Consider the following 26,975-nt stretch of genomic DNA (forward strand, 5'->3'; position numbering starts at 1 on the left):
CGCCGCCGCGGCGGAGGGCTGACCACGGGGCCGTGGCACCCCGTCAGCGGACGGCGAGGTCCTCGGCCAGTGCCCGCAGCGTCGCGGCAGGCAGCAGCGCGGCCCGCGCCATGCCCAGCAACCCCATGGTCGGCGGGATCGTGAGCAGCTCCGTCTGGGTGAGCTCGGGGGCGTGCCGCTCCACCACCGCCCGCGCCCGGTCGTCCTGCAGCAGCCGGGGCAGCGGCTCGGTCAGCAGGTCGGCGGCGGGCAGGTCGGCCAGCGGCGGCAGCGGCTCGGCAGTGGCGGCAGCCCGGTCGGCCTGCGCCCGCACCAGCAGGTGCTCGGCGCCGATCTCGCCGTCGAACGGGATGCCCAGCCGCTGGAACTGGCTGGCCGGTGCGTCGTTCTCGTGCATCAGTCGGGCCAGCAGCCGCAGCATCCGGAGCTCGACGTCGTCGTCCTGCAAGGGGTGCTGCTGGCCGGGGTCCGCCGCCAGGTCGAACAGCAGCGTCCCGTGCAGCCAGGGGTTGTTCCGGGCCGGGCCGGCCGGGATGCGCATGGTCCGCAGGCCCTTGGTGAACGAGAACGGCTCGGCCGGCTCCCAGGCGGCGAGCTCCCCCACCCCGAACCGGCTGCGCATGTGGTTGGGCATCAGGGTGTGCTCGTCCAGCGGGGCGTTGGCGGCCTCGGCCGGCGCCCGCATGTAGACGTACCGGCCGTCGGTGACGTTGACGTGGCCCCCGTGCGCCCCGAAGAGCGCACCCTCGCGGGCCAGGCGGCCTGCGGCCAGCGCATCGGCCAGGTCCCGGCCCTGCATGTCCGGTGTCGGCTCGAGGCCGAAGAAGCGGAGCAGCGTCGGCGCCAGGTCGATCGTCTGGGCCAGCGCCCCGCAGCGCGTGCCCCGCTCACCGGTGCGCGGGTCCCAGAGGAAGAAGGGCAGGCGGACCAGCTCGTTGAACCACGGCATCGCCGACTTGGCCCACCAGCCCCGCTCGCCGAGCAGGAAGCCGTGATCGGTGTTGACGATCAGCATGGTGTCGGCCCACATGTCGTGGCCGTCCATGAAGTCCAGCAGCCGTCCGAGCGACGCGTCGCACATCGAGACCAGCGCCGCGTACTCGTACCGTGCGTGCTCGACCTGGTCGGCGGGCTCGGTCACCTTCTGGTAGCCGGGCCAGTCGAACTCCGGGCCGTCGTAGTCGTGCGCGTAGCGCTTCTTGTAGTCCTCGTGCGTGAAGAACGGCTCGTGCGGGTCGAACAGCTCCAGCTGCAGCAACCAGTTGTCCGCGTCGGCGTTGGTCTCCAGGAAGTGGATCCCGGCATCGACCGTGCGGGTCTGGTTGTGATCGGCCTCGGTCGGCATGTAGCTGCGGTTGATGACGTCCTGCCGACGCATCGCCTGGAAGAACGGCGGGCCGGGGTAGCTGACCACCGGGTCGGTGGGCCGCGGGACGACACCCTTCCACGGGTCGCCCTCCTGGCCGCGGAAGAACTCCCAGGTCGAGTAGCGGGTGTGGTAGTCGCCGCCGCCGTCCTCGAAGTAGTGCTGGTGGTCGGTGGCGAGGTGGGTGTGCACGCCGGCCTGCTTCAGCAGTTCCGGCATCGAGTCGTCGAACGGCTCGAGCGGCCCCCAGCTGCGGTGCAGGAAGTTGTACCGGCCGGTGTGCATCTCCCGGCGGGCCGGCATGCAGGGCATCGACCCGGCGTAGAAGCTGTCGAACGTCACCGTGCGCTCCGCCAGCCGGGCGAAGTTGGGGGCGTCGACGAACGTGTCGCCGTAGGGCGGCAGCATGTGCCGGTTCAGGCTGTCGAACATCAGGACGATGGCCTTCATGCGTGCTCCTCGGGGAGGTCGGCTGCGGGACGTTCAGGTCGGGCGGCGGTGCTGAGGGCCTGCTGGAGTCGACGCTCGACCTCGTACAGCGGCCCAGGGTGGCTGTCCTGGTCGAACACCATGCCGATCCGGCCGTCGGTCCACCGGGCCCAGCCGGGGTCACCGTCCCGGACGAACCGGACCCACGCGCCGTGCATGGCGTCGGCCAGCGGCTGCGGTGGGTTCTGCCCCAGTGCCGCCGGCACTCCCACGGCGTCGAGCAGGTCCCAGGCGAAGGGGATCTCCGCGCAGTGCACGGCCAGCCCCAGCGGCGTCCCGGACCAGCGGAAGTCGTAGAGCCAGGTGCGGTCCGCCGGGCCGCCGCGGGTGGCCCGCGCCTCGGCCCAACGCAACAGGGGCAACCGGAACGTCGTCTCCGTGCGCAGCTGCGCGAGCCGGTGCGCCGGCTCGGTCAACTCCGGGTTCCCGCGGAGCAGGTCCTCGGCAGCGGCAGCCGGCAGCCCCGCCTGCACGAGGACGGCGTGCACGTCCTCGCCCGCCAGGGCGTCGCGGGCGCGGGTCAGCACCATCGTGAACTCGTGCGCGGTGCTGCCGGCCAGCAGCCGCTTGTCCGCACCCACCCCCTGTGCCAGGGCCTGCTCCACCGGTTGGGGGACCAGGTCACCGTCCACGACCGGCCCGAAGGCCAACCCGTCGTCACTGGGGAAGAGGCTCGTGCGCGCGAACGCGACCGGGTCCACCGGCCCCGACTGCGGGCGGAACCCGAAGGGCGCCTGGACGTCGAGCACCTCGTCCTCGCTCAGCCGGGACCAACCGGCGCGCGTGGGAGCCACCCCGGCGGCCGCCGCCATCCTCCGTCCGATCTGCTCGCACGCGGCCGCGTCCTGCGTGCGGTCCGCGCCCGACTGGCTGATGACCGCACGGAACAGGTGCTGTGCCCGCGGGACGGCCAGCAGTGACATGACGGAGCTGCCGCCCGCGGACTGCCCGGCGATGGTGACCGCTGCCGGGTCTCCCCCGAACGCGGCGATGTTCTCCTGCACCCACTCCAGCGCCGCGATCTGGTCGAGGAGACCACGGTTCAGTGGCGCGTCCTCGATCCACCCGTACCCGTCGAAGCCCAGCCGGTAGGAGAGCGAGACCACCACGACGCCGTCCCGGTTGAACGCGGAGCCGTCGTACCAGGGGCTCGCCGACACCCCGGAGACGAATCCCCCACCGTGGATCCAGACGAGGACGGGCAGCCGCGCTCCGGGCTCTCCGGGCGCCGGTGTGAAGACGTTCAGGCTCAGGGTGTCGTCCCCGGGCACCGACCGTTCCGGGACCATGGTGACCGCTCGGAACGGGCGCCGCTGTGGCGTCGGCCCGATCTCGGTAGCCGCCCGCTCCCCGTCCCACGGCGCCACGGGCACCGGTGCGGCGAAGCGGAGCGGCCCGACCGGCGGCTGCGCGTACGGGATGCCCAGGAACGCTGCGCCGGTGTCGCGCTGGACCCCGACGACGGTGCCCGAGGTGGTCGCGACCCTGGGCGCGCTGTCCGCGCTCACGAGAGGGCCAGCCGCGCGCGGACGTCGCCCAGGCCGCGGGCGAGCACGAGTTGACCGGCCGCGGGCAGCAGGTCCCAGTCCCCCGTGGCAACGTCCCACCGGCGCCACATCCGCAGGTCGGTCGGCACCTCCACGGTCCGGCTCTCCCCCGGTTCGACGATCACCGCCTGCCAGCCGGCCAGCCGGACCGGTTGCTCGGGGTCGGCCGGCTGCAGGTAGACCTGCACCACCTCCCGGCTCCGCCGCAGACCGGTGTTGGTCACGGTGACCGCGACGCCGGGGCGCTCGGCGCCGGCCACCAGCCGCGCGTCCGAGTACTCCCAGTCCCCGTAGCCCAGGCCGTGCCCGAACCAGAACAGCGGCACCGGCGCCCGGCCGGCGGCGTGCCCGCGGTGGCCCAGGAAGGCTCCCTCGGCGTAGACCAGCCGGCCGTCGACCGGCGTCACCGACCAGGCCGGGGCTGCGCCGTCCGCGACCGGCCAGGTGGAGACCAGCCGGCCGGCGGGCTCGCGGTCGCCCAGCAGCACCGCGGCGACCGCGTGGCCGGCCTCCTGCCCGGGCAGCCCGGCGACGAGCACGGCGTCCACCTCCTCGATCCACGGCATCAGCACGGGGGTCGCGGAGTTGACCACGACCACGGTGCGCCGGGCCGCGGCAGCCACCGCCCGGACCAGGGCGTCCTGCTCGCCGGGCAGCGCGAGGGTCGACTTGTCGACCGACTCGGTCTCCTGCTCCTCGGTCATCCCGACGACGACCACGGCGACGTCGGCCCCCCGGGCGGCGTCCGCCGCCTCGCGGAGCACCACGTCGCGGTCGCGCGGCGCGGGGCCGGCGACCAGGCCGAACAGCCCGGCTCCCGCCATCCGCCCCGGTCGGCCCAGCCCGCTGGCCGTGCGCAGGTCGACGGTGGCCTCGACCAGCGCGCCGTCGGGCACCTCGGCCAGGACGGTGCCCGACGGCGGCCGGAGGATCGCTTCGCCGGCGTCCTCCGTCGACAGCCGGAGCTGGAAGCCCCCGACCGGGGTGCCGGCCACGGCGAACCGCCAGTTGCCGACCCCGAGGGCGCCGAGCTGCATCTCGCCACCGTGCGGGACCACCGCCCGGAAACGGGCCTCGGTCACCGGCGCCGGCAGGTCGTCGTCGACACCGATCATGCTGGTGGCCGTCCGCTCGTGCCGCTCCTCGATCAGCTCGCCGTCGGCACCCAGCAGCAGCAGGTGCACGCCGCTCTCGCCGCTGGTCGGGTCGAGCACCGTCCCGGCCCGGGCCGCCACTGCCCGGCTGCGCACCTCGACACCGTCGAGGACGTTCACCGCGGACCCCAGCGACGAGGTGAGCCCGTCGGCGATGCTCACCTGGTGCACCGCCCTCACCTGGGCTGATCCGCCGCCCATGCAGACGGTGTCGATCGCGTGCCGTCCGATGAGCGCCACCGTGGTCCCACGCTCGAGGGGCAGGGTGGCCCGCTCGTTGCGGACCAGGGTCATGCCCTGGGCCGCCAGCCGGGTGAGCTGCTCGCGGCGCAGGTCGCTGTCCGGCCGGGGCAGCTCGGCGACCACCGGCCGGGGCGCCCCCAGGGCCTTCACGCGCTCGGCCAGCAGCAGCAGCCGGTGCAGGTGCTCGTCGACGATCCGCTCCGCCACCTCTCCCGCCGAGACCGCTGCCACCAGGGCATCACCCCACGGCCCGACCGGTCCGGGCATGACCAGGTCCAGCCCGCCGTTGGCCGAGGCCGCGGTGCTCCGGGTGGCGAACCAGTCGGAGACGACCAGCCCGTCGTAGGCCCACTCCCCCTTGACGACGCCGTTCAGCAGCCCGTCGTGCTCGGTCGCGGACACCCCGTTCACCCGGTTGTAGGCAGCCATGACCGACCACGGCTGGGCGTCGGCGACGGCCATCTCGAACGGCAGCAGGTAGACCTCGCGCAGCGTGGCCTCGTCCACCACGCTGTCCACCGAGTGCCGTTCGGTCTCGGACTCGTTGGCGACGACGTGCTTCAGGCAGGCCCCGATGCCCTGCTCCTGCAGGCCCCGCACATAGGCGGTGGCCAGCCGGCCGGAGAGGTAGGGGTCCTCCGAGAACGCCTCGAAGAGGCGGCCGCCCAGCAGGCTCCGGTGCAGGTTGATCGTCGGGCCGAGCACCACGTGGACGTCCTGCGCCCGGGCCTCCTCGGCGAGCAGCCGCCCGGTCTCGTGCAGCACCTCGTCGCTCCACGCCGAGGCGAGCAGCGACGCGTTCGGGAAGAGCGTCACCGGGGGCCCGCTGGTGAAGGTCAGCCCGCGCACCCCGGTCGGCCCGTCGGACAGGTGGATCTCGGCGAGGCCGATGTCCTCCTCGGCGTGCAGGCCGTACATCGTGCTGCCGGTGAGCAGCCGCACCTTGGCCTTGAGGTCGAGCCGGGCGATCAGGGCATGCAGATCCGGGCGGGGCATCGGAGTGCTTCTCTCTGGCGTCGTTGCGAGGGTCACGGAGCCGGGGCGGCCGCTCAGTCGAGCTCGTCGTCGCGCTGGGCGAACATCCGCGCCATGCGGACCCGGCGCTCCGGCGTCCAGGACTGCTCCGAGGCGTGCCAGGAGACCGGGGTCGCGCCCACGGCCGTGGCCAGCTGCTGCTCGAGGTCGTCGGCCAGGTGCGCACGTCCGGTCGCGCGGAGGTGCTCGGCGTACATGACCGGGTCGTTGTAGTACGTCGGCCCCACCTGCAGCGTGGTCTGCATCGGATCCGGCAGCGCGCCGGGCCGGCCGGCGTAGGTGTGCCACCACTCGGCCAGGTGGGTGCGCATCGTCCCCGCCAGCTCCGGCTGCTCCTCGACCAGGTTGCGGGTCAGGTGCGGGTCGGTGGTGACGTCGTAGAGCTGCTCCCAGTCCACCTTCATGCAGCCCGGGTGGTACGTGCGGATGTACATGTGGTCGCGGGTGCGCACCGCGCGCTGGTAGGTGTGCGCCCCCTGGCCGAGCACCAGGTACTCCCGCGAACCGATCTCCTCCCCCCGCACCGCACCGGCGAAGGAGGTGCCCTGCCAGCCAGAGGGGATCGGGACGCCGAGCAGGTCGCACAGCGTGGGAGCCAGGTCGATGTTGTAGAGCAGGCTGTCGCAGTGCCGGGCCGACTCGGGCAGGTCGTCGGTGACGCCGGGCCAGTAGACGACCAGGGGCAGGCGCAGCACCGCCTCGTTGGCGTGGCCGTGCTCGCCGTAGGACCCGTTCTCGCCGAAGGACTCGCCGTGGTCGGCGCTGACGATGATCGCCGTCTCGTCGGCGATGCCGAGCTCGTCCAGCGTCGCCAGCAGCTCCCCGAACAGCTGGTCCCAGTACATGATCGTGCCGTCGAAGCCGTTGATCAGGTGCTCGAAGTCCGCCCGGGTGCGGATCTGGTCCGGTGCGTTGTGCGGCGTGGGCGACTTCTGCGGGACGACGCTGTAGTGCAGGTCGACCGCGCTGCGCGGGCCGTAGACCTCCTGGTGGCCGTCGATCGCAGCCTGGTCCGGCCAGGCCGGCGGCGGGCCCGAGGCGGCGGCCTTCTCCGTCCAGCCGGGCTCGGTGAGGTAGGGGGTGTGCGGCTCCCAGTAGGTCAGGTGCAGGTACCAGTCGTCCTCGTCGGCGTGGCGGCGGATCCAGTCCAGCCCCACCCGGTTGATCGCGCTGCCGTCCTCGTCGTTGATCTCGTTGGTGGCGCGGATCGACTCCCGGAAGTTGCCGAGGAAGTGGTACGCCCGGTGGCGCTCGGCGAACATCGAGACCGCCGCGGTGTACCAGCCGTGGTCACCGAGCCGCTGGCCCAGCAGCGGGCGTTCGGGGTGCGGCCGGTGGCCGGAGTCCAGCCGGTACCGGGCGGCCTCCCCGAAGTGCCCGATGACCCCGTTGCTGATGCCGAACTGGCCGCTGGTCAGCGCCGTACGCGAGGGCAGGCACGGGGAGTCCGAGCAGTAGTAGCGGTCGAAGGTGACCCCTCGGTCGGCCAGCGCCTGCAGGTTGGGCGTGGTGGGCCGGGCGTAGCCGTAGGGGGTGGTGTGGTCGGCGCGCAGGGTGTCGACGTCGATGTAGATGATGCGCATGGGTCGCCTCCGGGACGGTTCGGTTCGGACACTGGGGCTTCGGGCGACGCGCCGGCTCAGCCGGCGTCGCGGGCGCAGCGGAAGCCGGTGTTCCCGCCGGCGCTGCCGAGCTCGTTGCGGGTACGGGCGGCCACCCGGTAGCGGTTGCAGTAGCTGTCGTGGCAGAGGTAGGAACCGCCGCGCATGACCTTGCCGGGGCCGGCCGCCGGCCCGGCCGGGTCGCGGACCCGGCCGGTCGGGTGGTCGGTCCCCCACCAGTCGGCGCACCACTCCCACACGTTGCCGGCGGTGTTGAACAGCCCGAAGTCATTGGGCGGGAAGGCGTGGACCGGGGCGGTGCCGGCGAAGCCGTCCTCGGCGGTGTTCTTCACCGGGAAGCGGCCCTGCCAGATGTTCGCCCGGTGCTCCCCGCCCGGGGTGAGCTCGTCCCCCCAGGGGTAGCGCCGCTGGTCGTGCCCACCCCGGGCCGCGTACTCCCACTCCGCCTCGGTCGGCAGCCGCTTGCCCGCCCAGGTGGCGTAGGCGACCGCGTCGTCCCAGGACACGTGGACCACCGGGTGGTCGCCTCGGTCGTCCAGCGAGCTGCCCGGCCCCTCCGGCCGGCGCCAGTCGGCGCCGGTGACCGCCGCCCACCACGGCGTGATGTCCGGGCGCGGGGAGATCCGGCGCAGCTCGCCGGGGAGGAAGCCGGCGAATACGTACGACCACCCGAACCGCTCGGCCTCGGTCACGTACCCGGTGGCCTCGACGAAGGTGGCGAACTCGTCGTTGCGGACGGCGTACCGGTCGATCAGGAAAGGGGACAGCTCGACCTCACGCACCGGCCCCTCCCCGTCGGAGGGGAAGCCGTCCGTGTCGGTCGTCCCCATCCGGAAGGCACCGCCGGGCAGGTGCACCATCGCCTCCTGCCCCACCACGGTGCCCGCCGGAGCGACCCCGGGGGCGGGACCCGGCGCCGGGCGGCCCGGGGGTGCGGAGTCCGCCCCCCGGGCCGGGGCGCAGCAGGAGCCGGTCACGCCGGCGCCCCCGCGCGGGACAGCTCCCCCGCGAAGTGGCAGGCGGCCAGCTGGCCGGTCGGGGTCGGCTCCAACGCCGGTGCCTGCTCGATGCAGATCGTGCGGTCGGGGTGCGCGAGCGGGCCGATCGGGCACCGGGTGCGGAACCGGCAGCCCGACGGAGGGTTCTTCGGGCTGGGCAGGTCCCCGCCCAGCACGATCCGCTCCCGGTCCCGCTCGGCGGTGTCCGGGACGGGCGAGGACGCCAGCAGCGCCGCGGTGTACGGGTGCTGGGGGTTGCTGTACACCGCCTCCGCGTCGCCCATCTCGACGAACGACCCGAGGTACATGACGACCACCCGGTCGGACAGGTGGCGGACCACCGACAGGTCGTGGGCGATGAACAGGTAACCCAGGTCGAACTCGTCGCGCAGCGACTCCAGCAGGTTGATGATCTGCGCCTGGATCGAGACGTCCAGGGCCGACACCGGCTCGTCCAGGATGAGCAACTTCGGCCGCGCCGCCAGCGCACGGGCGATGCCGACCCGCTGGCGCTGCCCGCCCGAGAAGGCGTGCGGGTAGCGGTCGAGGTGCCGCTCGTGCAGGCCGACCCGCTCGACCAGGACACGGGCCTCGTCTCCTCGCTCCGCGGTCGGCACCCCACGGACCGCGAGCGCCTCCTCCAGCGACTGGCGGATGGTGCGCCGGGGGTTGAGCGAGGCGTAGGGGTCCTGGAAGACGTACTGGACGGTCTCCCGCAGCGCTTGGGACCCGGCGCCCTCCTTGGACCCGACGACGTGCTCGCCGACCTGGATCGATCCGGAGGCAGCGGGGTTGATCCCGACGATGGTGCGGGCCAGCGTGGACTTCCCGCAGCCGGACTCACCGACCAGCCCCAGCGTCTCGCCGCTGGAGACCGTGAGGCTGACCCCTGCCACCGCGTAGACCGGTTCGTGCTTGCGGAACAGGCTGCGCTTGTCCCCCGCGACGTCGACCTTCAGGTCCTCGATCCGGAGCAGCGGCCTCGACTCGCTGTTCCGGGCCGACCCGGCTGCGTCGTCCGCCCTCAGCGGCGGGATCTCCGTCCCGCGCTGGGTGACGTGGCAGGCGGCCAGGTGTCGTTCACCTTCCCGCGGCAGCAGCTCGGGGACCCGCTCGGCGCAGACGTCCTCGGCCAGCCGGCAGCGCGGCTGGAACGGGCACCCCGGCGGCAGGTGCGCCGGGTCGGGCGGCGATCCGGGGATCGCCGGCAGCCGGCGGCCGGCGGACTGCTCGTCGATGCGCGGCATCGCGGCGAGCAGGTCGGCGGTGTAGGGCAGCTGCGGACGGCGGAAGATCGTCTCCACCGGCCCGCGTTCCATGACCCGCCCGCCGTACATGACGACGACGTCGTCGCACATCTCCGCGACCACGCCCATGTCGTGCGTGATCATGATGACCGCGATCCCGAGCTCGTCGCGCAACTGCCCCAGCAGCCGCAGGATCTGTGCCTGGATGGTGACGTCCAGGGCGGTGGTCGGTTCGTCGGCGATCAGCAGCGAGGGCTTGCTGGCCAGCGCGACGGCGATGACCACCCGCTGGCGCATGCCGCCGGAGAACTGGTGCGGGTACTCGTCCAACCGCCGGTCGACGTCGGGGATGCCGACCTGCCCCAGGAGCTCGCGGGCCCGGGCGCGGGCCTGCTTCTTGTCGGTGCCGTGCACGATGAGCGCCTCGGCGATCTGGTCGCCGACCGTCATCACCGGGTTCAGCGCCGACTGCGGGTCCTGGAAGACCATGGCGATCTCCTCACCCCGCAGCTCCCGCATCCGCTTGTCGTCCAGGGTCAGCAGGTCGGTGCCGCGGTAGTGGACCTCCCCTGCGGTGATCTGCCCCGGCGACCGCACCATCCGCAGGATCGACCGGGCGGTGACCGACTTGCCCGAGCCGGACTCCCCGACGATGCCGACGACCTGGCCGGGGCGCACCGAGAAGCTCACGTCGTTGACCGCCCGCACCACCCCTTCGGCGGTGCGGAACTCCGTGCGCAGACCGCGCACGTCGAGCAGGGCGTCGGTGCCGGGTGCGCCATCAGCTGGGGCCCCGACGGCGGGGGCGCCCACCGCGGTGGCGCCCGAGTGCTTGGAGGAGAGGGTCATCGCCGGTTCGCCACCTGGTTGAGAGCGTCGGACAGGAGGGTGAAGGCCAGCGCCAGCAGCAGCAGCATGACGCCCGGGCCGATGACGTAGGTCGGGAGCGTCTGCACGTACCGGGCACCGACGTTGAGCATCGCGCCCAGCGAGGGGTTCGGTGGGTTGATGCCCAGGCCGACGATGGACAGGCCGGCCTCGATGAAGATGGCGACCACCATGAACACCGACGCCTGGACCAGCAGCGGGTCGACCACGTTGGGCAGGATGTGCCGGGTCATCACCGTGGACCGCTTGACCCCGAGCACACGGGCGGCCATCACGTACTCCCGCTGCTCCTCGCTCAGCAGTCCGGCGCGGGCCATGCGGCCGAAGCCGGGCAGCCCGGCGACGACGATGGCCAGGAAGAGCGCCAGCCACCCGGTGCCGATGACCAGCACGATCATGATGCCGAGGATGAGCCCGGGGAAGCCGAGGATGATGTCCAGCACCCGCTGCGTCACCGACCCCAGCGTCTTGGACAGGTACCCGGACAGCCCCAGCGCCGTGCCGATCACCATGCTGACCGGCACCGCGGTGAGAATCAGCGAGAGGTCGGTCCGCAGGCCGTAGATGGTGCGGGTCAGGATGTCCCGGCCGAACTCGTCGGTGCCCAGCAGGTGGCTCCCCGAGGGCCCGGCCAGGGCGCCCCGGCCCTGCTGGTCGTACCCGCCGGGGAAGATGACCGGCGCCAGCACCGCCACCCCCACCAGCAGGATCAGCAGCACGGCGGCGGCGATCCCCTTCGGGGTGCGAAGCGCGCTGGCGTACCGCGACCATGCGCCGCCACCGGTGCGGCGCCGACGGCGCCCGGGGTGCGTGGTGGGGACCGGTCCCGAGCCGGGGTCCCCGGCGAGGTCGCCGGGTCCGTTGCTCGACGTGTCGATTGCCTTGGTCATGTCGATCAGCCCAATCGGACTCGGGGGTCGAGAGCGGCCAGCACGATCTCGGTGAGGAGCTGGCCGGCGACGGCGATGAAGACCGCGAAGACGATGAGCACCTGGACGACGGTGTAGTCGGCGGTCTGCGCCCCGGAGACCGCCAGTTGGCCCAGTCCGTTGCGGGCGAAGATCGCCTCGATCACCACCGCCCCGGCGAGCAGGTCACCGAACCGTGTGCCGATCGCCACCACCGCGGGGCCGAGGCTGTTGCGCAGCACGTGCCGCAGGCTGATCCGCCGCGGCGGCACGCCCTTGCTCACCGCCAGGTCGATGAACTCCTCCTGGCGGATCGCCAGCATCCGGGTCTGCACCAGCCGGGCCACCCCCGCCGACATCGGCAGGGCCAGGGCCAGCGCAGGGAGCACCAGGTACTGGATCCCGATGCCCGGGTCCTCCAGCAGCGAGACCTCACCGCTGGTGGGGAGCAGCCGGAAGGCGACGCCGAACAGCAGGATGAACAGCAGGCCGACCAGGAACGGCGGGGCGGCCAGCAGGCCGGTGTTGGTCCCCTCCACCAGCACCCGCGCCCACCGGGCACGGGCGGAACCGGCCAGCACCCCCAACCCGATGCCGAACACGATCAGGAACAGGCCCGACAGCAGGGCCAGCTCCAGCGTGCTGGCCAGCCGGTCGCCGATCAGCTCGGCCACCGGCCGGTTGAAGCGCAGGGACTCCCCCAGGTCACCGGTGAGGACACCGCCGATCCAGTCGAAGTACTGGCTGACCAGCGGGCGGTCCAACCCCAGCTCGGTACGGATCGCCGCGATGGTCTCCGCCGACGCGTCCGGGCCGGCGACGACCGCGGCGGGGTCGCCGGGCACCAGTCGTGGCAGGAGGAAGGCGATCACACTGGTGGCGACCAGCACCAGCGCGACCGACGGGATCCTCCTGATCAGGAAGCGGATCACGTCAGCAGACCCGACCCACGTCGGACCGACGGACGGCGGCGGTGCCCTGCGACGTCGGCTGCACGACGGCCGGCACGTCCCCTCGGCCACCTGGGGCCGGATGGCTCCGTCCGCCACCTGGACTGGTGGCGGCTGCGGGCTTGCTCACGAATGCACTCCTCATCGGGATCGGAAGACGTCCGGACCGCAGAGCGGTGGTCCTGGCCGGGTGCGCGCTGCCGGTGGCCACCGACGCAGGCGCCCACCCGGCCAGGACGGTCGCTCACTCGGTGAAGCAGGTCCTCGTCGGGATCCAGCCACCGATCGCCACGTCCACGTCCTGGACGTCGGCGGTCTGCACCGCGACACCCGACTGCGACACCAGCGGGTGCAGGAACGCCTGGTCGTTCATGTACTCGGTCAGCTCGCGCACCGCCTCGACGCTCTGCTCCTCGCTGCTGGCCTGGATGACCGCCTGGGCCAGCTCCTCGTACTCGGGGGTGCTGAACTGCCGGTGCGCCCCCTCCAGGCGGAGGTCGGCGTTGGTCTGCAGGAGGAAGGCCGGCGAACCGTTGATGCCGCGCAGCGACAGGTACGTGCCACCCGAGCCACTGGACAGGCGCTGCTGGTAGTCCGGCGGCGCCAGCGCGTTCAGCGTCGGGTTGAGGCCCACCTCGGTGAGGTTGTTGGCGATGATCTCGTACTCGGCCGCGAGGACCGGGATGTTGATGGTGGTGATGGGCACCTCCATGCCGGCGGCGCCGGCCTCCTCGATCATCTGCCGGGCGCGGTCCGGGTCGTACTCGTAGGCGTTGGCGAGGTCCTCGGGGTAGCTGGCCGAGCCCGGTGCCCAGTAGAGGCCGTCGGTCGAACCGAGACCGCCGAACACCTGCTCGTTGATCCGCTCACGGTCGATGGCGTATCCGATGGCCTGCCGGACGGTCTGGTCCTCGATGCCGTCCAGGACGATCGGGTACGTGCCGTAGACGGTGTCGAACAGCTCGAACTGGTCGTTGCCCTCGGTGATCGAGAGGGCGTCCTGCACGGTGAGCCCGTAGGAGATCTGCGTGCGGCCGGAGCGTGCGGCCGAGACCTGGGCGGTCGAGTCGGGGATGATCGTGATCTCGATGCGGTCCAGGTACGGCCCCTCGTCACCCCAGTAGTCGGCGAAGGGTGTCAGCGCCATGTCGGCGCCGGGCGTGTAGCTGTCCACCTGGTACGGACCCGTGCCGACGACCTGCGAGCCGTCGGCCAGGCCGTCGTAGGTCTCGGAGTCGACGATGGGGGTCAGCGCCAGCGTGCTGGCCAGGGTGTCGGTCAGCGGCGTGGTCGAGGTGATGGTGACCTCGTGCTCGCCGGTGGCCTCGACGGTCCAGTTCGCGAGGATCGACTTCACGTCGGAGACGGTCGCCGGCTCCATCGCCTTCTGGACGGTGAAGACCACGTCGTCGGCGGTGAACGGCCGGCCGGTGTGGAAGGTGACCCCTTCGCGCAGCTGGAGGACCGCCGACAGGCCGTCCTCGCTGATCTCCCAGTCGGTGGCCAGCGCCGGCGTGGGGTTGTCCAGGTCCGTGGTGTCCACGTTGATGAGCGGCTCGAAGACGCCGCGGACCCAGAGCAGGTTGGTCGCGCTCTGGGAGAGCACACGGCTGATCTCCGGGGGCGTGTTGGCGGCGGCGACGAGAGTGCCGCCCTGCTGGCAGGTGGCTTCCCCGTCGCCCGAGGCGGCCGCGTCGTCGGCCTGCTCGACCGCGGACTGGCAGCCGGCGGCCAGCAACGACGTCAGAGCCAGGGCGGCGACCCCGGTCCGGCGTGGACGGGTGCTGGTGGACTTGCGCATGGACAGACTCCTCACTGAGTTCTGGGCCCGGGTGTCGAGCGACGACTCCCCGGATGGCGCAGCGGGCACGGGTCCGACGTGACGGGAACCACGTGACGCAGCTAACTTACCGAGCATTCGGTAAGGGGCAAGAGGTCATCGACTTCTCACGCCGATGTCACCGAACCGTTATCTGAGGCGCGTCAGGTCGCCGGGACGGCGACGTCCTCGCTCGGCGCATGACCGAGCCGCCATGCGCGGACCCAGACCTCCGTACCGGCTGGCAGGTCCACCGGTCCGCTGTAGAGCCGCCAGTACCGGTTGTCCTGCTCCGGTGAGCCGATGGCGGCGGCGAGGAAGGCCGGCGGCGCCGGCTCGGTCGCAGGGTCGGTGGTCCACCCGATGGACGCACCGGGCGTGGCACAACTGACCTCGAGCCGCCCGTCGCGCACCACGACGTCCGGCGCCGCCGTGGGTCGCAGCTGCCCACCCGGGCGCCACTGCTCGATCAGCTCGTCCTCGGGTACCTGACCCAGGTCGCCGTACTCCTCGATCCAGCCGTCCAGTGCTGCCCGGAGCCGGTCGAGCACCTCCCGGTGCGCCGGGTCGCCGGCCAAGTTCACCGTCTCGTGCGGGTCCTCCTGCAGGTCGTACAGCTCCTCGGCGGGCTTGCTGGCCGCCACCACCGACCGCTGCAGCGGGGTGAGCACGTCGGGCACCTGCCCCGTGGCCAGCCGGTTGCCCTCCAGCGAGTGCAGCCGGCGGAACTCCGCCCAGGTGGCGAGGTGGTCGGGGTACTCGCAGTGCTGCATGCCGGAGCGGTCGGGGTGCAGGTTGCGGATGTAGCGGTACCGCGCGTCCCGGACGGTGCGGCAGGTGTCCTCCTGCACGTCCATCCGGTCGCGCCCGCCGAAGGCGTACTCGTTCTGGGTCAGGAAGGCGCCGGTCCGGTCGAGGAACGGCTTGGCCTGCATGTGCTCGGGCACCGGGATGCCGCAGACCTCCAGCATGGTGGGCGCCAGGTCCATCAGCTGGATCAGCTCGGTACGCCGCTGACCCGGAGCCAGGACACCTGGCCAGCGCACGATCAGCGGCTCGCGCAGCCCGCTCTCGTAGGACCAGCGCTTCCCCCGGGGCATGCCCAGCCCGTGCTCGCTCCAGAACACCACGACGGTGTTCTCCGCGAGCCCGTCCTCCTCCAGTTGGTCGAGGAAGTCCCCGGCCCACTGGTCCATCTCGGTGATCAGATCGGCGTAGCGCGCCCATGCCTGCCGGAACACCGGGGTGTCCGGGTGGTAAGGCGGCAGCGGCGCCTCGGCCGGGTCGTGCCGGTCCTCGGGCCGCACCCGGCTGGTCCGCGCCGCGAACGCGTCGTCGTCCAGGTAGATCTGCGACTCGTGGGTGATCATGCCCTGGAAGGTGGCGAAGAACGGGGTGTCGTCGGTCGGCCGGTTCCGCCAGTGCGCCGTCGTGCTGCACTCGTCGAACGCCGTGCCCGGCGTCTGCACCTGGAAGTCGGTGAACCAGTTGTTCGTCGTGTAGTAGCCGGCCGCCCGGAAGTACTCGGTGAACAGCTTCACCTCGGGCGGGGGCACCGCCTTGCTGCGCATGTGCATCGTGCCGATCGAGGTCGGGTGGCACCCGGTGTAGATGGCCGACCGGGACGGCGCGCACACCGGGGCGCTGGCGAACACGTTGTCGTAGACCACACCCTCGGCGGCCAGCCGGTCCAGCCGGGGTGTGACCGCGTACTCAGCACCCGGGTACACGCCCCGGTAGCAGCCCAGGTGGGGGTTGATGTCATGGGTGCTGATCCACAGCACGTTCGGTCGCTGCACTGCGATCGCCTCTTCCTCGTCGGGGCCGCGGACCGCCGGGCTCGAGAGCCGGCAGACGTGACGCAGGCAACTTACCGACCATTCGGTAAGGCGCCAAGGGGGCGCCCGGACCGGTCAGCGGAAGAGGACGAAGCCCAGCGCGAGCGCACCGACCAGCAGCCCCGAGCAGGCGAGCGCGGCGATCGGGACGCCGGCCTGGCGGACGCCGGTGAGGTCACCCCGGGTGGTCAGCGATTCGTGCACGACCCGGTAGCGGCGGCGCGCGGCCAGGGCGACGAGGACGGCCTGGACCAGCCCGACCGCCGCGACCACCAGCGCGAGGACGCCGAACACCGGCACGGCGAGCCGGCCGGCGCCGACGGCGCCGACCGCCATGGCCAGCGCGGTGCGCCGCCAGGCGAGCGCCGTGCGCTCGGCCTGGAGGCCGGCGTCGAACACCCGGCCCGAGGCCCGGGTCACCGGAGGACGAGCCCGATCAGCACGAGCAGTCCCGCCACGGTGACGCCCACCGCGGTGAGCAGCCCCAGTCGCGGGGACGGCAGCGGCCTCGACTGCCGCAGCGCCCGCTCGGTCGCCACCCAGCCGAACCACGCCTGCACGGGCGCGAGCAGGCCGAGGACGATGAACACCAGCGCGCTGGCCAGCCGGACGCCCTCGGCGATGGGGAGGTCGAGCGCCTCCAGCGCCACCCCGGCCGCCAGCAGTGCCAGCGAGGTGCGAATCCAGGCCAGGAAGGTGCGCTCGTTGGCCAGGCTGAACCGGGGGTCCGGTTCTGCCCCCGTCCCGTAGACCCGCCGGGGGAACCGGCGGTCGGCGCGCTGGCCGACCCTGGCCCCCTCAGCCATCAGACCGCTCCCCCTCGCGCCCTGCACCGTCGGCCACCAACCGCCGGAGGAACTGCTCGAGGAGAGCGCACATGTCGACCGGTGGCTGCATGAGCCACTGCAGCTGCAGACCGTCCATCAACGCGATCATCTCGGATGCGAGGTCTTCGGGGACCAACGTCGCCGGGAGCCGCCCCTTCTCCTGGTCGAGCTCGATCCGGCGGGCGACGGCGCGCCGGATGCGCTGGTACCTGCCCTGGAAGTACTCGTGGGCGGGGTGCGCCGGGTCCAGGCTCTCGGCCGCCGTCACGGTGTACAACCGCACGAGCTCGGGCTGGTCGGCGTTGCGGGCACAGAGCGCCGTCAGCCAGTCCACGACGCTGGGGTCCGCGTCCCGGAAGTACTCGTCCAGGTAGCGGGTCTGCACCTCGTCGCGCTCCTCGAGCACGGCCAGGATGAGGGCCTGCTTGTTCGGGTAGTGGTGCAGCAGCCCTGGCTGGGACACGCCGACCCGGGTGGCGACGTCGGCCAGGCTGGTGCCGTGGAAACCGGTCTCGGCGAAGGCCTGGGCCGCCGCGGCCAGGATCTGCTGCCGGCGCTGCGTCCGCGGCAGGCGCAGCCCCTCGATGCGTTCAGCCACCACTGCAGGACCCCTTGCCGCCGACGGACTGATGTGCGGGCACTGAGCCCCCGTGCCGGGATCATGCCATGCGGCACGTCACTTACCGACTGGTTGGTAGGTGACGTCACCCGCTGGACCGAGCCACGTCGGCGGGTTCGGAGCGGGACGCCGGAGGTGGTGCACACGCGCCCTTACCGAGCGCTCGGTAGGTGCCCTAGAGTGGGCCAGGTCACGCACCTCCGCCTCCTCACCGTCCGGGTCGCCGCCCGCGCGAGCAGCCCCGACCGAACGGATCCCATGACGAACACGCCGGTACGTCCCGACACGAGCGTCACCGATGCCCTCGCCGCGCTCACGCTCGAGGAGAAGGTCCAGCTGCTCACCGGCCGCGACTTCTGGACCACCTGGCCGATCGAGCGGATCGGGCTGCGCCGCATCCTGGTCTCCGACGGCCCCTCCGGCGTCCGCGGCGAGCTCTGGGACGAGCGTGACCCGTCGCTGAACCTGCCCTCGGCCACCGCACTGGCCTCGTCGTGGGACCCCGACGTCGCCCGCCGTTTCGGCGCCGCCGCCGCGGTGGAGGCCCGGCGCAAGGGCGTCGACGTCGTGCTCGGCCCCACCATCAACCTGCACCGCTCCCCGCTCGGCGGGCGACACTTCGAGGCCTTCAGCGAGGACCCGGTGCTCACCGGCGAGCTCGCCGCCGCCTACGTCACCGGGGTGCAGGACAACGGGGTCGGGGCGACCCCGAAGCACTACGTCGCCAACGACTTCGAGACCGACCGCTTCACCGCCGACGTCCGCGTCGACGAGCGGACGCTGCGCGAGGTGTACCTCCTCGCGGTCGAGAAGGCCGTCACCGAGGCCCGCGCCTGGGTGGTGATGAGCGCGTACAACTCGGTCAACGGCGCCACGGTCACCGAGAACGAGCTGCTGGCGACACCGCTGAACAGCGAGTGGGGGTTCGACGGCGTCGTGATCAGCGACTGGACCGCGGTCCGCAGCCTCCAGTCGGCGAAGGCCTCCCAGGACCTCGTGATGCCCGGTCCGGACGGCCCGTGGGGCGACGCGCTGGTCGCCGCGGTGCGCGACGGGGAGATCGACGAGGCCGTCGTCGACCGCAAGGTGCTGCGCCTGCTCACCCTGGCCCAGCGGGTCGGGGCGCTGGCCGGCTGGCCGACGGTCGAGCCGGTCTGGGTGGAGGACGGGGTCGCGTTCGCCCGCGAGGCTGCCGCCGAGGGCACCGTGCTGCTGGAGAACCGCAGCGCCGACGGGCGCCCGACCCTCCCCTGGGACGCCGCCGCGCTGCGCTCGGTCGCGGTCATCGGCAACAACGCGGCGGCCGCGCGCACCCAGGGCGGCGGGAGCGCGACCGTCGTCCCCGAGACGACCGTCTCCCCGCTGGACGGGCTCCGCGCGGCCCTCCCGGGCGTCGACGTCAGCTACTCGGTCGGCGCGGTCGTGCAGAGCGGGGTGGCCGAGCTGCCGCTGTCCCAGCTGACCAACCCGGTCAGCGGTGCACCGGGGCTGCGCGCCCGGTTCCTGGCCGCGGACGGCAGCGAGCTGTTCGGCGAGGACCGCCGGGCGAGCGACCTGGTGTACTTCGGCGGCGACGCCCCCATCGAGGCCGCCGCCTCCTACGAGCTGAGCACCCGCTGGACCCCGGCCGAGTCGGGCACGGTGCGGCTCGGGTGCGCCCTGGTGGGGCACGCGCAGCTCCACGTCGACGGCGAGCTGCTGGTCGACGAGACCCTCACCCCGGTCGGCACCGACCTCGGCGCGGCGTTCCTGAGCCCGCCGACCGCCTCCGCCGAGGTGCGCCTGACCGCCGGCACACCGCTCGACGTCCGGCTGGTCCTCGACCTGAGCGAGCGGACCGGCTTCAACGCACGGGCGCTGTCGCTGCGGCTGGGCACCGAGCCCGCCGACGCCGACCCCGACGCCCTGATCGCCGAGGCGGCCCGGGCGGCAGCGGCCGCCGACGTCGCCCTGGTGGTCGTCGGCACCAACTCGGTGGTGGAGTCCGAGGGCTACGACCGGGAGTCCCTGGCCCTGCCCGGGCGGCAGGACGACCTGGTCCGCGCCGTCGCCGCCGCCAACCCGCGCACCGTCGTGCTGGTGAACGCCGGGGCGCCGGTGCTCATGCCGTGGCGGGAGGACGTCGCCGGCCTGCTGATCGGCTGGTTCGGGGGTCAGGAGTTCGGCAACGCGGTCGCCGACGTCCTGCTCGGGGTCACCGAGCCGGGCGGCCGGCTGCCCACCACCTGGCCCGCGGCCGAGGCCGACGTGCCGGTGCTCGACTGCACGCCCGTCGACGGCGTCGTCGAGTACGCCGAGGGCATCCACATCGGCTACCGGGCCTGGCTCCGGTCCGGCACGGAGCCGGCGTACTGGTTCGGCAGCGGACGGGGCTACACCACCCTGGAACTGACCGGCGTCGACTGCCCCGCCGAGGCCCGGGCGGGCGAGAGCGTCACCGTGACCGTCGAGGTCGCCAACCGCGGGGAACGCGAGGGCAAGGAGGTCGTGCAGGTCTACGCCGAGCGGCCGGACTCCGCCGTCGACCGTCCGGTGCGGTGGCTGATCGGTTCGGCCGCGGTGCACGTCCCGGCCGGGCAGACCGCGCGCGCCCACGTCGCCGTGCCCACCCGGTACCTGGCCCACTGGGCCGGCGGCTGGCAGTACGAGCCGGGCGACTACCGGCTGCGGATCGGCACCTCGGTCGCGACCCTGCCGCAGGAACGGACGCTGCGGCTGCTGGCCTGAGCAGCGGGCACGACCTGACGGCGCCGGACTGCCCCGTCAGGTCGTGCCCGACGTCCTGCCCGACGTCCTGCCCGACGTCTTCGCCAGGTGCAGCCAGGTGTCGACGACGGTGTCCGGGTTCAGCGACATCGACTCGATCCGCTGCGCCACCAGCCACTCGGCCAGGTCGGGGTGGTCGCTGGGGCCCTGACCGCAGATGCCGACGTACTTCCCGCGCTCCAGGCAGGCCTTGATCGCCATCTCCAGGGCGGCGAGCACCGCCGGGTCGCGTTCGTCGAAGCCGCCGGCGACCAGGCCGGAGTCGCGGTCCAGGCCGAGCACCAGCTGGGTCATGTCGTTGGAGCCGATCGAGAAGCCGTCGACGTGCTCCAGGAACTCGCCGGCCAGCAGGGCGTTGGACGGCAGCTCGCACATCATCACCACAGAGAGGTCGTTCTCCCCGCGGCGCAGCCCGTGCTCGCCGAGCAGGCGCACCACGCCCTCGATCTCCGCGACGGTCCGGACGAACGGGATCATGATCTTGACGTTGGTCAGGCCCATCGCGTCCCGGACGAACCGCAGCGCCTCGCACTCCATGGCGAAGCACTCGGCGAAGTCGGCCGACAGGTACCGCGAGGCACCGCGGTACCCGATCATCGGGTTCTCCTCGTGCGGCTCGTAGCGCTCCCCGCCGAGGAGGTTGGCGTACTCGTTGGACTTGAAGTCGCTCATCCGCACGATCACCGGCTCGGGGGCGAACGCCGCGGCGATCATGGCCACCCCCTCGGCGACGCGCTGGACGAAGAAGTCCCGGGCCGAGGGGTAGGCGGCGATCCGCTCCTCGATCTGCGCCCGCAGCGGGGCATCGAGGGTCTCCAGCTCCAGCAGCGCGCGGGGGTGGATGCCGATCTGCCGGTTGATGATGAACTCCAGCCGGGCCAGCCCGACGCCGGCGTTCGGCAGCCGGGAGAACGCGAACGCCTGCTCCGGCGTGCCGACGTTCATCATGATCTTGGTGGGGATCTCCGGCATGGCGTCCAGCTCGGTCTCCGCCACCTCGAAGCCCACCTCCCCGGCGTAGACCAGGCCGGTGTCGCCCTCGGCGCAGGACACGGTGACCGGGTCGCCGTCGCGCAGCGCACGGGTCGCGGTGCCGGTGCCCACGACGGCGGGGATGCCCAGCTCGCGGGCGATGATCGCCGCGTGGCAGGTCCGCCCGCCGCGGTTGGTCACGATCGCCGAGGCTCGCTTCATGATCGGTTCCCAGTCCGGGTCGGTCATGTCGGCGACCAGCACGTCGCCGGCGGCGAAGGAGTCCATCTCGTCGATGTCGCTGAGCACCCGCACGGCACCGGCGCCGATCTTCTGCCCGATCGCCCGCCCCTCGACCAGGACGTCCCCGGTGCCGGTGAGCCGGTAGCGCGCGGAGGTGTTCCCGGAGCGGGACTGCACGGTCTCCGGCCGGGCCTGGAGGATCATCAGCCGGCCGGTGCGACCGTCCTTGCCCCACTCGATGTCCATCGGCCGGCCGTAGTGCTCCTCGATCCTGAGCGCCTGGCGGGCCAGCTCGGTGACCTCGTCGTCGGTGAGGGACAGCAGCCGCCGGTCGGCGGGGTCGACGTCGACGAACTCCGTCGTCCGGCCGACCTCGGCGTGCTGGGTGTAGACCATCTTCGTGGCCTTCTCCCCCACACCTCGCTTGAGGACCGCGGGGCGCCCGGCCCGCAGCGCGGGCTTGTAGACGTAGAACTCGTCGGGGTTGACCGCCCCCTGCACCACGCCCTCCCCCAGCCCGTAGGCCGAGGTGACGAACACGGCGTCCCGGAAGCCGGACTCGGTGTCCATCGTGAACATCACGCCGGAGGCACCGAGGTCCGACCGCACCATCCGCTGCACACCGGCCGACAGCGACACCGCCTCGTGGTCGAAGCCGTGGTGCACCCGGTAGGCGATCGCCCGGTCGTTGTAGAGGGATGCGTACACCTCCCGCACGGCCTGCAGCACGGCTTCGACGCCGCGGACGTTGAGGAACGTCTCCTGCTGGCCGGCGAAGGAGGCATCGGGCAGGTCCTCGGCCGTGGCGCTGGACCGGACCGCGAACGATGCCTCCGCGTCGTCCCCGGCCAACTGGTCGTACGCCGCCCGGATGTCGGCCTCGAGCGCCGGCGGGAACGGCTGCTCCACCACCGCGCGGCGGATCTCCTTCCCGGCCGCGGCCAGCGCCCGGACGTCGTCGGTGTCCAGCGTGCGCAGCTGCTCGGCGATCCGGGCGGCCAGCCCGGTGTCGCCGAGGAAGCGCTGGTACGCCGCGGCGGTGGTGGCGAACCCGTCGGGGACGCTGACCCCGGCGTCGGCGAGGTGGGAGATCATCTCGCCCAGCGAGGCGTTCTTCCCGCCCACCACCTCCAGGTCGCCCAGCCCCAGCTCGGCGAACCAGCGCACGTTGTCCTCGGTACGGATCTCGCTGCTCATCAGGTGGCCCCTCTTCGTCGAAGGTCGCGGTTCGTGGCCCGGCCGGCGGCGCGCCGCTGTCGGGCCAGGGTCTGGATCACCACGGCGGCGATCTCCTCGACGGAGGCCGCCGAGGTGTCCACCGTGGGCAGGGAGTGCGTCTCGTAGATCGCCGTCGCCCGGCGGAGCTCAAAGCGGCACTGCTCCTCCGAGGCGTACCGCGAGTCCGGGCGACGTTCCTGCCGGACCCGGCTCAGCCGGGAGACCGTGGTGGTCAGCCCGAAGCAGCGGTCGCGCAGGTCGCGGACGGGGCGGGGCAGGTCGGTGGTCTCCAGGTCCTCGTCGACCAGCGGGTAGTTGGCCACGAACAGGCCGTGCTGCAGCGCCAGGTACATCGCGGTCGGGGTCTTGCCGCAGCGGGACGGCGCCAGCAGGACGACGTCGGCCCGGTCCAGTCCGCGCGGGCTCAGGCCGTCGTCGTGCTCGATGGCGAACTCGATCGCCGCCATCCGGTCGTTGTAGCGCCGGACGTCGCCGACCCCGTGCAGCCGCCGGGCCTCGCGCAGCCCGCGGGCGCCCAGCTGCTCCTCCACCCGGGCCATGTGCATGCCGAAGAAGTCGATGATCGGGGCCCGGGTCTTCAGCAGCTCCTCGCGCACCTCGTCGAGCGCCGCGGTGGTGAACACCAGCGGCGCCACCGGGCCGGCCATCGCCTCGTCGAGCTGGGCGACCACCTCGCGGGCCATCTCCACGGTGGAGATGAACGGGATCAGGGTGCGCTCGAAGTGCACGTCGGGGAACTGGATGAGCAGCGCGTTGCCCATCGTCTCGGCGCTGATCCCGGTGCTGTCGGACAGGAAGAACACCGGGACGACGGCGTCCGGGTCACGGTCGGCCGGGAGCGGACCGGTCACCGGGCAGCACGGCGGGAGCCACCGGCAGCACGGCGGCAGCCACCGGCAGCACCGCGGCAGCCACCGGCGGCACGACCGTGGCGACCCGGGGGTCCGAGCATCACGTGGGCACCTCTGTTCTTCCGCGCCGTTGCAGAGAAGAGCGAGCTCGCCGTGAGCATCACACGCCGGCCGGGACCGCGGCGTCCCTGCTCCGCTCCCCGGAAGACCGGCCCCTGCGGGCGCCCGCAGACGCACGGTCAACAAGTGACGAACGGGAACGGTTCGTCTCGTTGCCGATCTCACCCCCAGAACGGCGGGCGATCACCTACTGTCGGTCCCAGCGCGGACGCACAGCGTGGTCACAACGACCAGCACCGCGGTCCGTACCCGCCACCGAGAGGAACCCCGTGACCCTGCCCCAGCGCTCCCCCGCTCCGGCACTCCCCCGGCCGACCGCCCACGCCGCGCACCGCCCCACCCAGCTCCCCCACGGGCGGCCCGTGGTCCCGGGCCCCCGGACGGCGATGCGCCCCGCGCCGGTGCAGCCCCAGGCCCAGCGCCCCGTGCCCCAGCGACCGGCGGCCGAGCGGCCCGCCCCCCGCGCGGTGGCCGCGTTCCTGACCGTGGCCGAGGTGGCGGCGATCATGCGCGTCTCGAAGATGACCGTGTACCGCCTCGTGCACGGCGGCGAGCTGGCCGCGGTGCGCGTGGGCCGGTCCTTCCGGGTTCCCGAGCAGGCGGTCCGCAGCTACCTGGCCGACGCCCGGACCGACCTGGACTGAGTCACCGGGCACCTCGGGCGGCAGCCGCCACGGGTCACCACCCCGACCGCTCCGGCGCTGATCCCCGCCCGCCCAGGACCGCCAGGGCGGCGGCACGGACAGCACGCTCCTCGCCGCGGCAGCAGGGCGTCGGCGTGGGCCGGACCTGCGACCTGCAGTGGCAGCGAGTGGTCCGGGGCGCGGGAGGTGGAGAGGTGTCAGCTCCCAGCGGTGCCCTGGCGGGCCCGGCGGCCGGCTGCTGCCACGTGGACCGCGCCGGGTACGACGTCTGCCGGCCGGAGGTCGGCGACCCGGCCAGGCCCACCCGGCCGCTGCTGGACTTCGGCGCGCGGTGTACGAGCTGCCGAAGCAGGGCGACCGGACGCCCTAGCTGACGTCGACGGACCACCGCACCGACGTCGCGCTGCTGCGCACCGACGACGTGACCGACCCCGAACTGCACGTCCCGCGTGCCGCGGCCGGGACGGCGACCGGTTCGTCGACCTCCCGGTACGCCTCCTCCCGAGCGCCCGCCCCCGCATCGCAGCCCGGCGGCAGCCGCGGTGGCGCGGGCGGGGTGGGCTCAGCCGGCGAAGACGGCGCTCAGGGCGGCGGCGGCGGCGCGGTGGTCGCGCACCAGGCTGATCCGGCCGCGCCCGGCCCGGGCCAGGTCTCGGCCCAGCTCCACGTCCACCTCCCCGGAGGTGTCCAGCAGGACGTCCAGCCGGGGCAGCCGGGCGGCGGTGAGCCGCGGGTCCGGCCCGGCGTTGTGCACGCAGTCGGACAGCAACAGCACGCGGGCGTCCCGCGGTGGCACCCCGGCCAGCTGCCGCGCCGCCGTCTCCAACGCGAAGGTCACGTTGGTCAGCCCCTGGGTCGGCAGGCGCAGCAGCAGGTCCAGGACCTCGAGCGGCGCCACCTGCTCCTCCATCCGCACCAGCACTGCGGCATCGGACCAGAACGCCACCACCGCGAGCCGGTCCCGGGCCAGCTCCCCGGCCAGCGCACCGACCATCGCCGCGGCGGTGCGCACCCGCTCCCCCTTCATCGACCCCGAGACGTCGACCACCAGCACGACCGAGCGGCGCTGCCTGACCCGCTCCCGGACGACAATGTCGGTGCCCTCCGGGTACGGGTTGCCGGCGATCGCCTCCAGGGTCCGTTCCAGGTCCAGCTCGTCCGAGCCGCCGCTCCAGGCCGTGCTCGTCAGCTCCCCGACGCCGCGGCGCGGACGACGGTCCCGCGGTGGCCTGGGCACCGAGAGCCGCCGGGCGATCTCCCGGGCGCGGGCGCGAGTGCGCTGGTCGACCGAGGTCTCGGTGGCCAGGTCGGCGAGCGGAATCAGGTCGGCCGGTTCGTCCGTCGTACCCGGGGCCGTGCCGCCCGGCCGAGATGGTCCGGTCCGGGTCCGCCGGCGGTCGCCGGAGGACAGCGCCAGCCCGCCGCCGCCCCGGGCCGGCTCGTAGAGCGCGGGCTGCTCGGTCAGCTTCTTGGGCCTCCGGCGCAGCGGCCGCGCGCCGCGAGCAGCGCCGGACCGGGTGCGCCGGGTGATCGGTGAGTCGGCCTCGACGGCTCTTCAACCAGGCTCGGCGGCCGCCGGCTGCAGCAGGAAGTGGTCCGCCCAGATCTCCTGCAGCACCGCCTCCGGCGTCGTCTCGACGGTCTCGTCGAGGAAGATCCGCCCGGACAGTGCCAGCAGGAGGGCGTCCAGGACGACGGCCGTGTACTCCTCCGGCAGCCCGCGTGGCGGCGCCACCGAGGGCTCGTCGGGCAGCGCCACCTCCCGCACCGCGGCGAGCTGGGCGGCGACGAGCGCGGTGTCGATGGCCCCCCGCACGCTGCTGCCCTGCCGGACGTCGTCCCGCTCCCGGGTCGCCCTGGTGAGCGCCACGGCGTCGGCGACCAGCCGGGGGGACTCGACGCCGGTGCGGCGCCCGACGATGCCACGCTCGGCGTCGGCGTCCTGGTAGCCGATCGCCAGCCGGCACAGCCGGTCGTGCACGGAGGTCGACAGCCGGGTGGTGCCGACGTTGTCGTAGGGGTTCATCGAGGCGATCACCCGGAAGCTCGGGGCCGCGTCCACGGTGCCCACCCGGGGGACCGCGATCCGCCGCTCGGCCATCGCGGTGAGCAGCGTGTTGAGCGTGTCCTCCGGCGCACGGTTGAACTCCTCCACGTACAGGAAGCCGCCCGTGCGCATCGCCTCGACCAGCGGCCCGGGGACGAAGTTGTCCGGTGAGTAGTCCTCACGGAGCACCCGGGCCGGGTCGTGGTGCCCGACCAGCCGGGTGGGCGTCAGGTCCGCATTGCCCTCGACGAACACCAGGGGGATGCCCCACTCGGCGGTGATCGACCGCAGCAGCGTGGACTTCGACGTCCCCGGCGGCCCCTCCAGCAGGACGTCCCGGCCGGCGGCGACCGCGGCCAGCAGCAGGTCCAGTTCCCGGTCCCGGCCCACCAGGTGGCGGGCCACCCGGCTGCGGACGGCCCGGACCGAGGTGCCGTCGTCGCCGGTGACCCGGCTGCCGGTGACCACGGGGTCGCTGTGCTGGTGCGTGTGCAGGGCGTGCTCCTCGCTCCGCCGCGGTGGGGACGGCGACCGCGCGGCCAC

Annotated in this window: 19 protein-coding genes; 2 read left to right on the top strand and 17 right to left on the bottom strand. The window is 73.1% G+C overall.

The genetic code is table 11. The annotated features are described in order from the left end of the window. Window positions 1-43: 43 nt before the first annotated feature. The 13 genes from ACI79A_RS09120 to ACI79A_RS09180 form a co-directional block, all read right to left on the bottom strand. Window positions 44-1,816 carry a sulfatase gene (locus tag ACI79A_RS09120; RefSeq protein WP_457082224.1) on the bottom strand — a complete coding sequence of 591 codons (1,773 nt, stop codon included), beginning with the start codon at window positions 1,814-1,816 and terminating at the stop codon, window positions 44-46. Then, on the bottom strand, window positions 1,813-3,363 hold the full coding sequence (locus tag ACI79A_RS09125) for a carboxylesterase/lipase family protein (protein WP_457082226.1): 1,551 nt from the start codon (window positions 3,361-3,363) through the stop codon (window positions 1,813-1,815). Before ACI79A_RS09125 ends, ACI79A_RS09120 begins: the two co-directional genes overlap by 4 nt. Further along, window positions 3,360-5,795, bottom strand: a complete 2,436-nt coding sequence (locus ACI79A_RS09130) for a beta-glucosidase (RefSeq protein WP_457082228.1) — start codon at window positions 5,793-5,795, stop codon at window positions 3,360-3,362. The genes ACI79A_RS09125 and ACI79A_RS09130 overlap by 4 nt, the downstream gene beginning before the upstream one ends. Window positions 5,796-5,848: 53 nt before the next feature. Beyond that, window positions 5,849-7,417 (bottom strand): sulfatase family protein, encoded by a 1,569-nt coding sequence (locus ACI79A_RS09135; protein WP_457082231.1) that lies wholly within the window; start codon window positions 7,415-7,417, stop codon window positions 5,849-5,851. Window positions 7,418-7,473: 56 nt separating this feature from the next. Further along, window positions 7,474-8,316 (bottom strand): formylglycine-generating enzyme family protein, encoded by an 843-nt coding sequence (locus tag ACI79A_RS09140; RefSeq protein ID WP_457082233.1) that lies wholly within the window; start codon window positions 8,314-8,316, stop codon window positions 7,474-7,476. A 113-nt stretch (window positions 8,317-8,429) separates the two neighbouring features. Further along, window positions 8,430-10,550 (bottom strand): dipeptide ABC transporter ATP-binding protein, encoded by a 2,121-nt coding sequence (locus ACI79A_RS09145; protein WP_457082235.1) that lies wholly within the window; start codon window positions 10,548-10,550, stop codon window positions 8,430-8,432. Beyond that, window positions 10,547-11,479, bottom strand: a complete 933-nt coding sequence (locus ACI79A_RS09150) for an ABC transporter permease (protein WP_457082237.1) — start codon at window positions 11,477-11,479, stop codon at window positions 10,547-10,549. The genes ACI79A_RS09145 and ACI79A_RS09150 overlap by 4 nt, the downstream gene beginning before the upstream one ends. A gap of 5 nt (window positions 11,480-11,484) precedes the next feature. Next, window positions 11,485-12,429: an ABC transporter permease gene (locus ACI79A_RS09155; protein ID WP_457082239.1), complete on the bottom strand. Its 945-nt coding sequence runs from the start codon at window positions 12,427-12,429 to the stop codon at window positions 11,485-11,487. A gap of 262 nt (window positions 12,430-12,691) precedes the next feature. After that, the gene (locus ACI79A_RS09160) at window positions 12,692-14,248 is read right to left on the bottom strand and encodes an ABC transporter substrate-binding protein (RefSeq protein WP_457082241.1); all 1,557 of its coding nucleotides are present in this window, start codon (window positions 14,246-14,248) and stop codon (window positions 12,692-12,694) included. Window positions 14,249-14,430: 182 nt separating this feature from the next. Further along, the gene (locus ACI79A_RS09165) at window positions 14,431-16,065 is read right to left on the bottom strand and encodes a sulfatase family protein (RefSeq protein ID WP_457082243.1); all 1,635 of its coding nucleotides are present in this window, start codon (window positions 16,063-16,065) and stop codon (window positions 14,431-14,433) included. A 114-nt stretch (window positions 16,066-16,179) separates the two neighbouring features. Continuing rightward, a complete protein-coding gene (locus tag ACI79A_RS09170; protein ID WP_457082245.1) occupies window positions 16,180-16,524 on the bottom strand; it encodes a DUF202 domain-containing protein in 345 nt (114 codons plus the stop codon). Continuing rightward, complete coding sequence (locus tag ACI79A_RS09175) at window positions 16,521-16,910, bottom strand: YidH family protein (protein ID WP_457082247.1); 390 nt, start codon at window positions 16,908-16,910, stop codon at window positions 16,521-16,523. Before ACI79A_RS09175 ends, ACI79A_RS09170 begins: the two co-directional genes overlap by 4 nt. Next, entirely contained in the window at window positions 16,903-17,529 is a 627-nt protein-coding gene (locus tag ACI79A_RS09180) for a TetR/AcrR family transcriptional regulator (protein ID WP_457082249.1), read from the bottom strand. Before ACI79A_RS09180 ends, ACI79A_RS09175 begins: the two co-directional genes overlap by 8 nt. Window positions 17,530-17,808: 279 nt before the next feature. Here ACI79A_RS09180 and ACI79A_RS09185 point away from each other — a divergent pair, with 279 nt between their 5' ends. Next, a complete protein-coding gene (locus tag ACI79A_RS09185; RefSeq protein ID WP_457082251.1) occupies window positions 17,809-20,277 on the top strand; it encodes a glycoside hydrolase family 3 protein in 2,469 nt (822 codons plus the stop codon). 36 nt (window positions 20,278-20,313) lie between these two features. On the opposite strand, the gene ppsA is transcribed toward ACI79A_RS09185, so the two are convergent. Both ppsA and ACI79A_RS09195 read right to left on the bottom strand, forming a co-directional pair. Continuing rightward, window positions 20,314-22,728 (bottom strand): phosphoenolpyruvate synthase, encoded by a 2,415-nt coding sequence (gene ppsA, locus ACI79A_RS09190; protein ID WP_457082253.1) that lies wholly within the window; start codon window positions 22,726-22,728, stop codon window positions 20,314-20,316. Continuing rightward, window positions 22,728-23,621 (bottom strand): pyruvate, water dikinase regulatory protein, encoded by an 894-nt coding sequence (locus ACI79A_RS09195; protein WP_457082255.1) that lies wholly within the window; start codon window positions 23,619-23,621, stop codon window positions 22,728-22,730. Before ACI79A_RS09195 ends, ppsA begins: the two co-directional genes overlap by 1 nt. A gap of 545 nt (window positions 23,622-24,166) precedes the next feature. On the opposite strand from ACI79A_RS09195, the gene ACI79A_RS09200 reads away from it, so the two are divergent. After that, entirely contained in the window at window positions 24,167-24,385 is a 219-nt protein-coding gene (locus ACI79A_RS09200; protein WP_457082257.1) for a helix-turn-helix domain-containing protein, read from the top strand. A gap of 562 nt (window positions 24,386-24,947) precedes the next feature. Here the strand turns inward: ACI79A_RS09200 and ACI79A_RS09205 are convergent. Together ACI79A_RS09205 and ACI79A_RS09210 are read right to left on the bottom strand one after the other, a co-directional pair. Then, window positions 24,948-25,622: a vWA domain-containing protein gene (locus ACI79A_RS09205; protein ID WP_457082259.1), complete on the bottom strand. Its 675-nt coding sequence runs from the start codon at window positions 25,620-25,622 to the stop codon at window positions 24,948-24,950. Window positions 25,623-25,940: 318 nt separating this feature from the next. After that, window positions 25,941-26,975, bottom strand: a complete 1,035-nt coding sequence (locus tag ACI79A_RS09210) for an AAA family ATPase (protein ID WP_457082261.1) — start codon at window positions 26,973-26,975, stop codon at window positions 25,941-25,943.

It is taken from the genome of Modestobacter sp. SYSU DS0657 (assembly GCF_054050925.1).

What these genes read in the sequence shown, in the direction of transcription:
- ACI79A_RS09120 (WP_457082224.1), bottom strand. Translation starts at nt 1,816, where the DNA reads ATGAAGGCCATCGTCCTGATGTTCGACAGCCTGAACCGGCACATGCTG.
- ACI79A_RS09130 (WP_457082228.1), bottom strand. Translation starts at nt 5,795, where the DNA reads ATGCCCCGCCCGGATCTGCATGCCCTGATCGCCCGGCTCGACCTCAAG.
- ACI79A_RS09135 (WP_457082231.1), bottom strand. Translation starts at nt 7,417, where the DNA reads ATGCGCATCATCTACATCGACGTCGACACCCTGCGCGCCGACCACACC.
- ACI79A_RS09140 (WP_457082233.1), bottom strand. Translation starts at nt 8,316, where the DNA reads ATGGTGCACCTGCCCGGCGGTGCCTTCCGGATGGGGACGACCGACACG.
- ACI79A_RS09145 (WP_457082235.1), bottom strand. Translation starts at nt 10,550, where the DNA reads ATGACCCTCTCCTCCAAGCACTCGGGCGCCACCGCGGTGGGCGCCCCC.
- ACI79A_RS09150 (WP_457082237.1), bottom strand. Translation starts at nt 11,479, where the DNA reads ATGACCAAGGCAATCGACACGTCGAGCAACGGACCCGGCGACCTCGCC.
- ACI79A_RS09160 (WP_457082241.1), bottom strand. Translation starts at nt 14,248, where the DNA reads ATGCGCAAGTCCACCAGCACCCGTCCACGCCGGACCGGGGTCGCCGCC.
- ACI79A_RS09175 (WP_457082247.1), bottom strand. Translation starts at nt 16,910, where the DNA reads ATGGCTGAGGGGGCCAGGGTCGGCCAGCGCGCCGACCGCCGGTTCCCC.
- ACI79A_RS09185 (WP_457082251.1), top strand. Translation starts at nt 17,809, where the DNA reads ATGACGAACACGCCGGTACGTCCCGACACGAGCGTCACCGATGCCCTC.
- ppsA (WP_457082253.1), bottom strand. Translation starts at nt 22,728, where the DNA reads ATGAGCAGCGAGATCCGTACCGAGGACAACGTGCGCTGGTTCGCCGAG.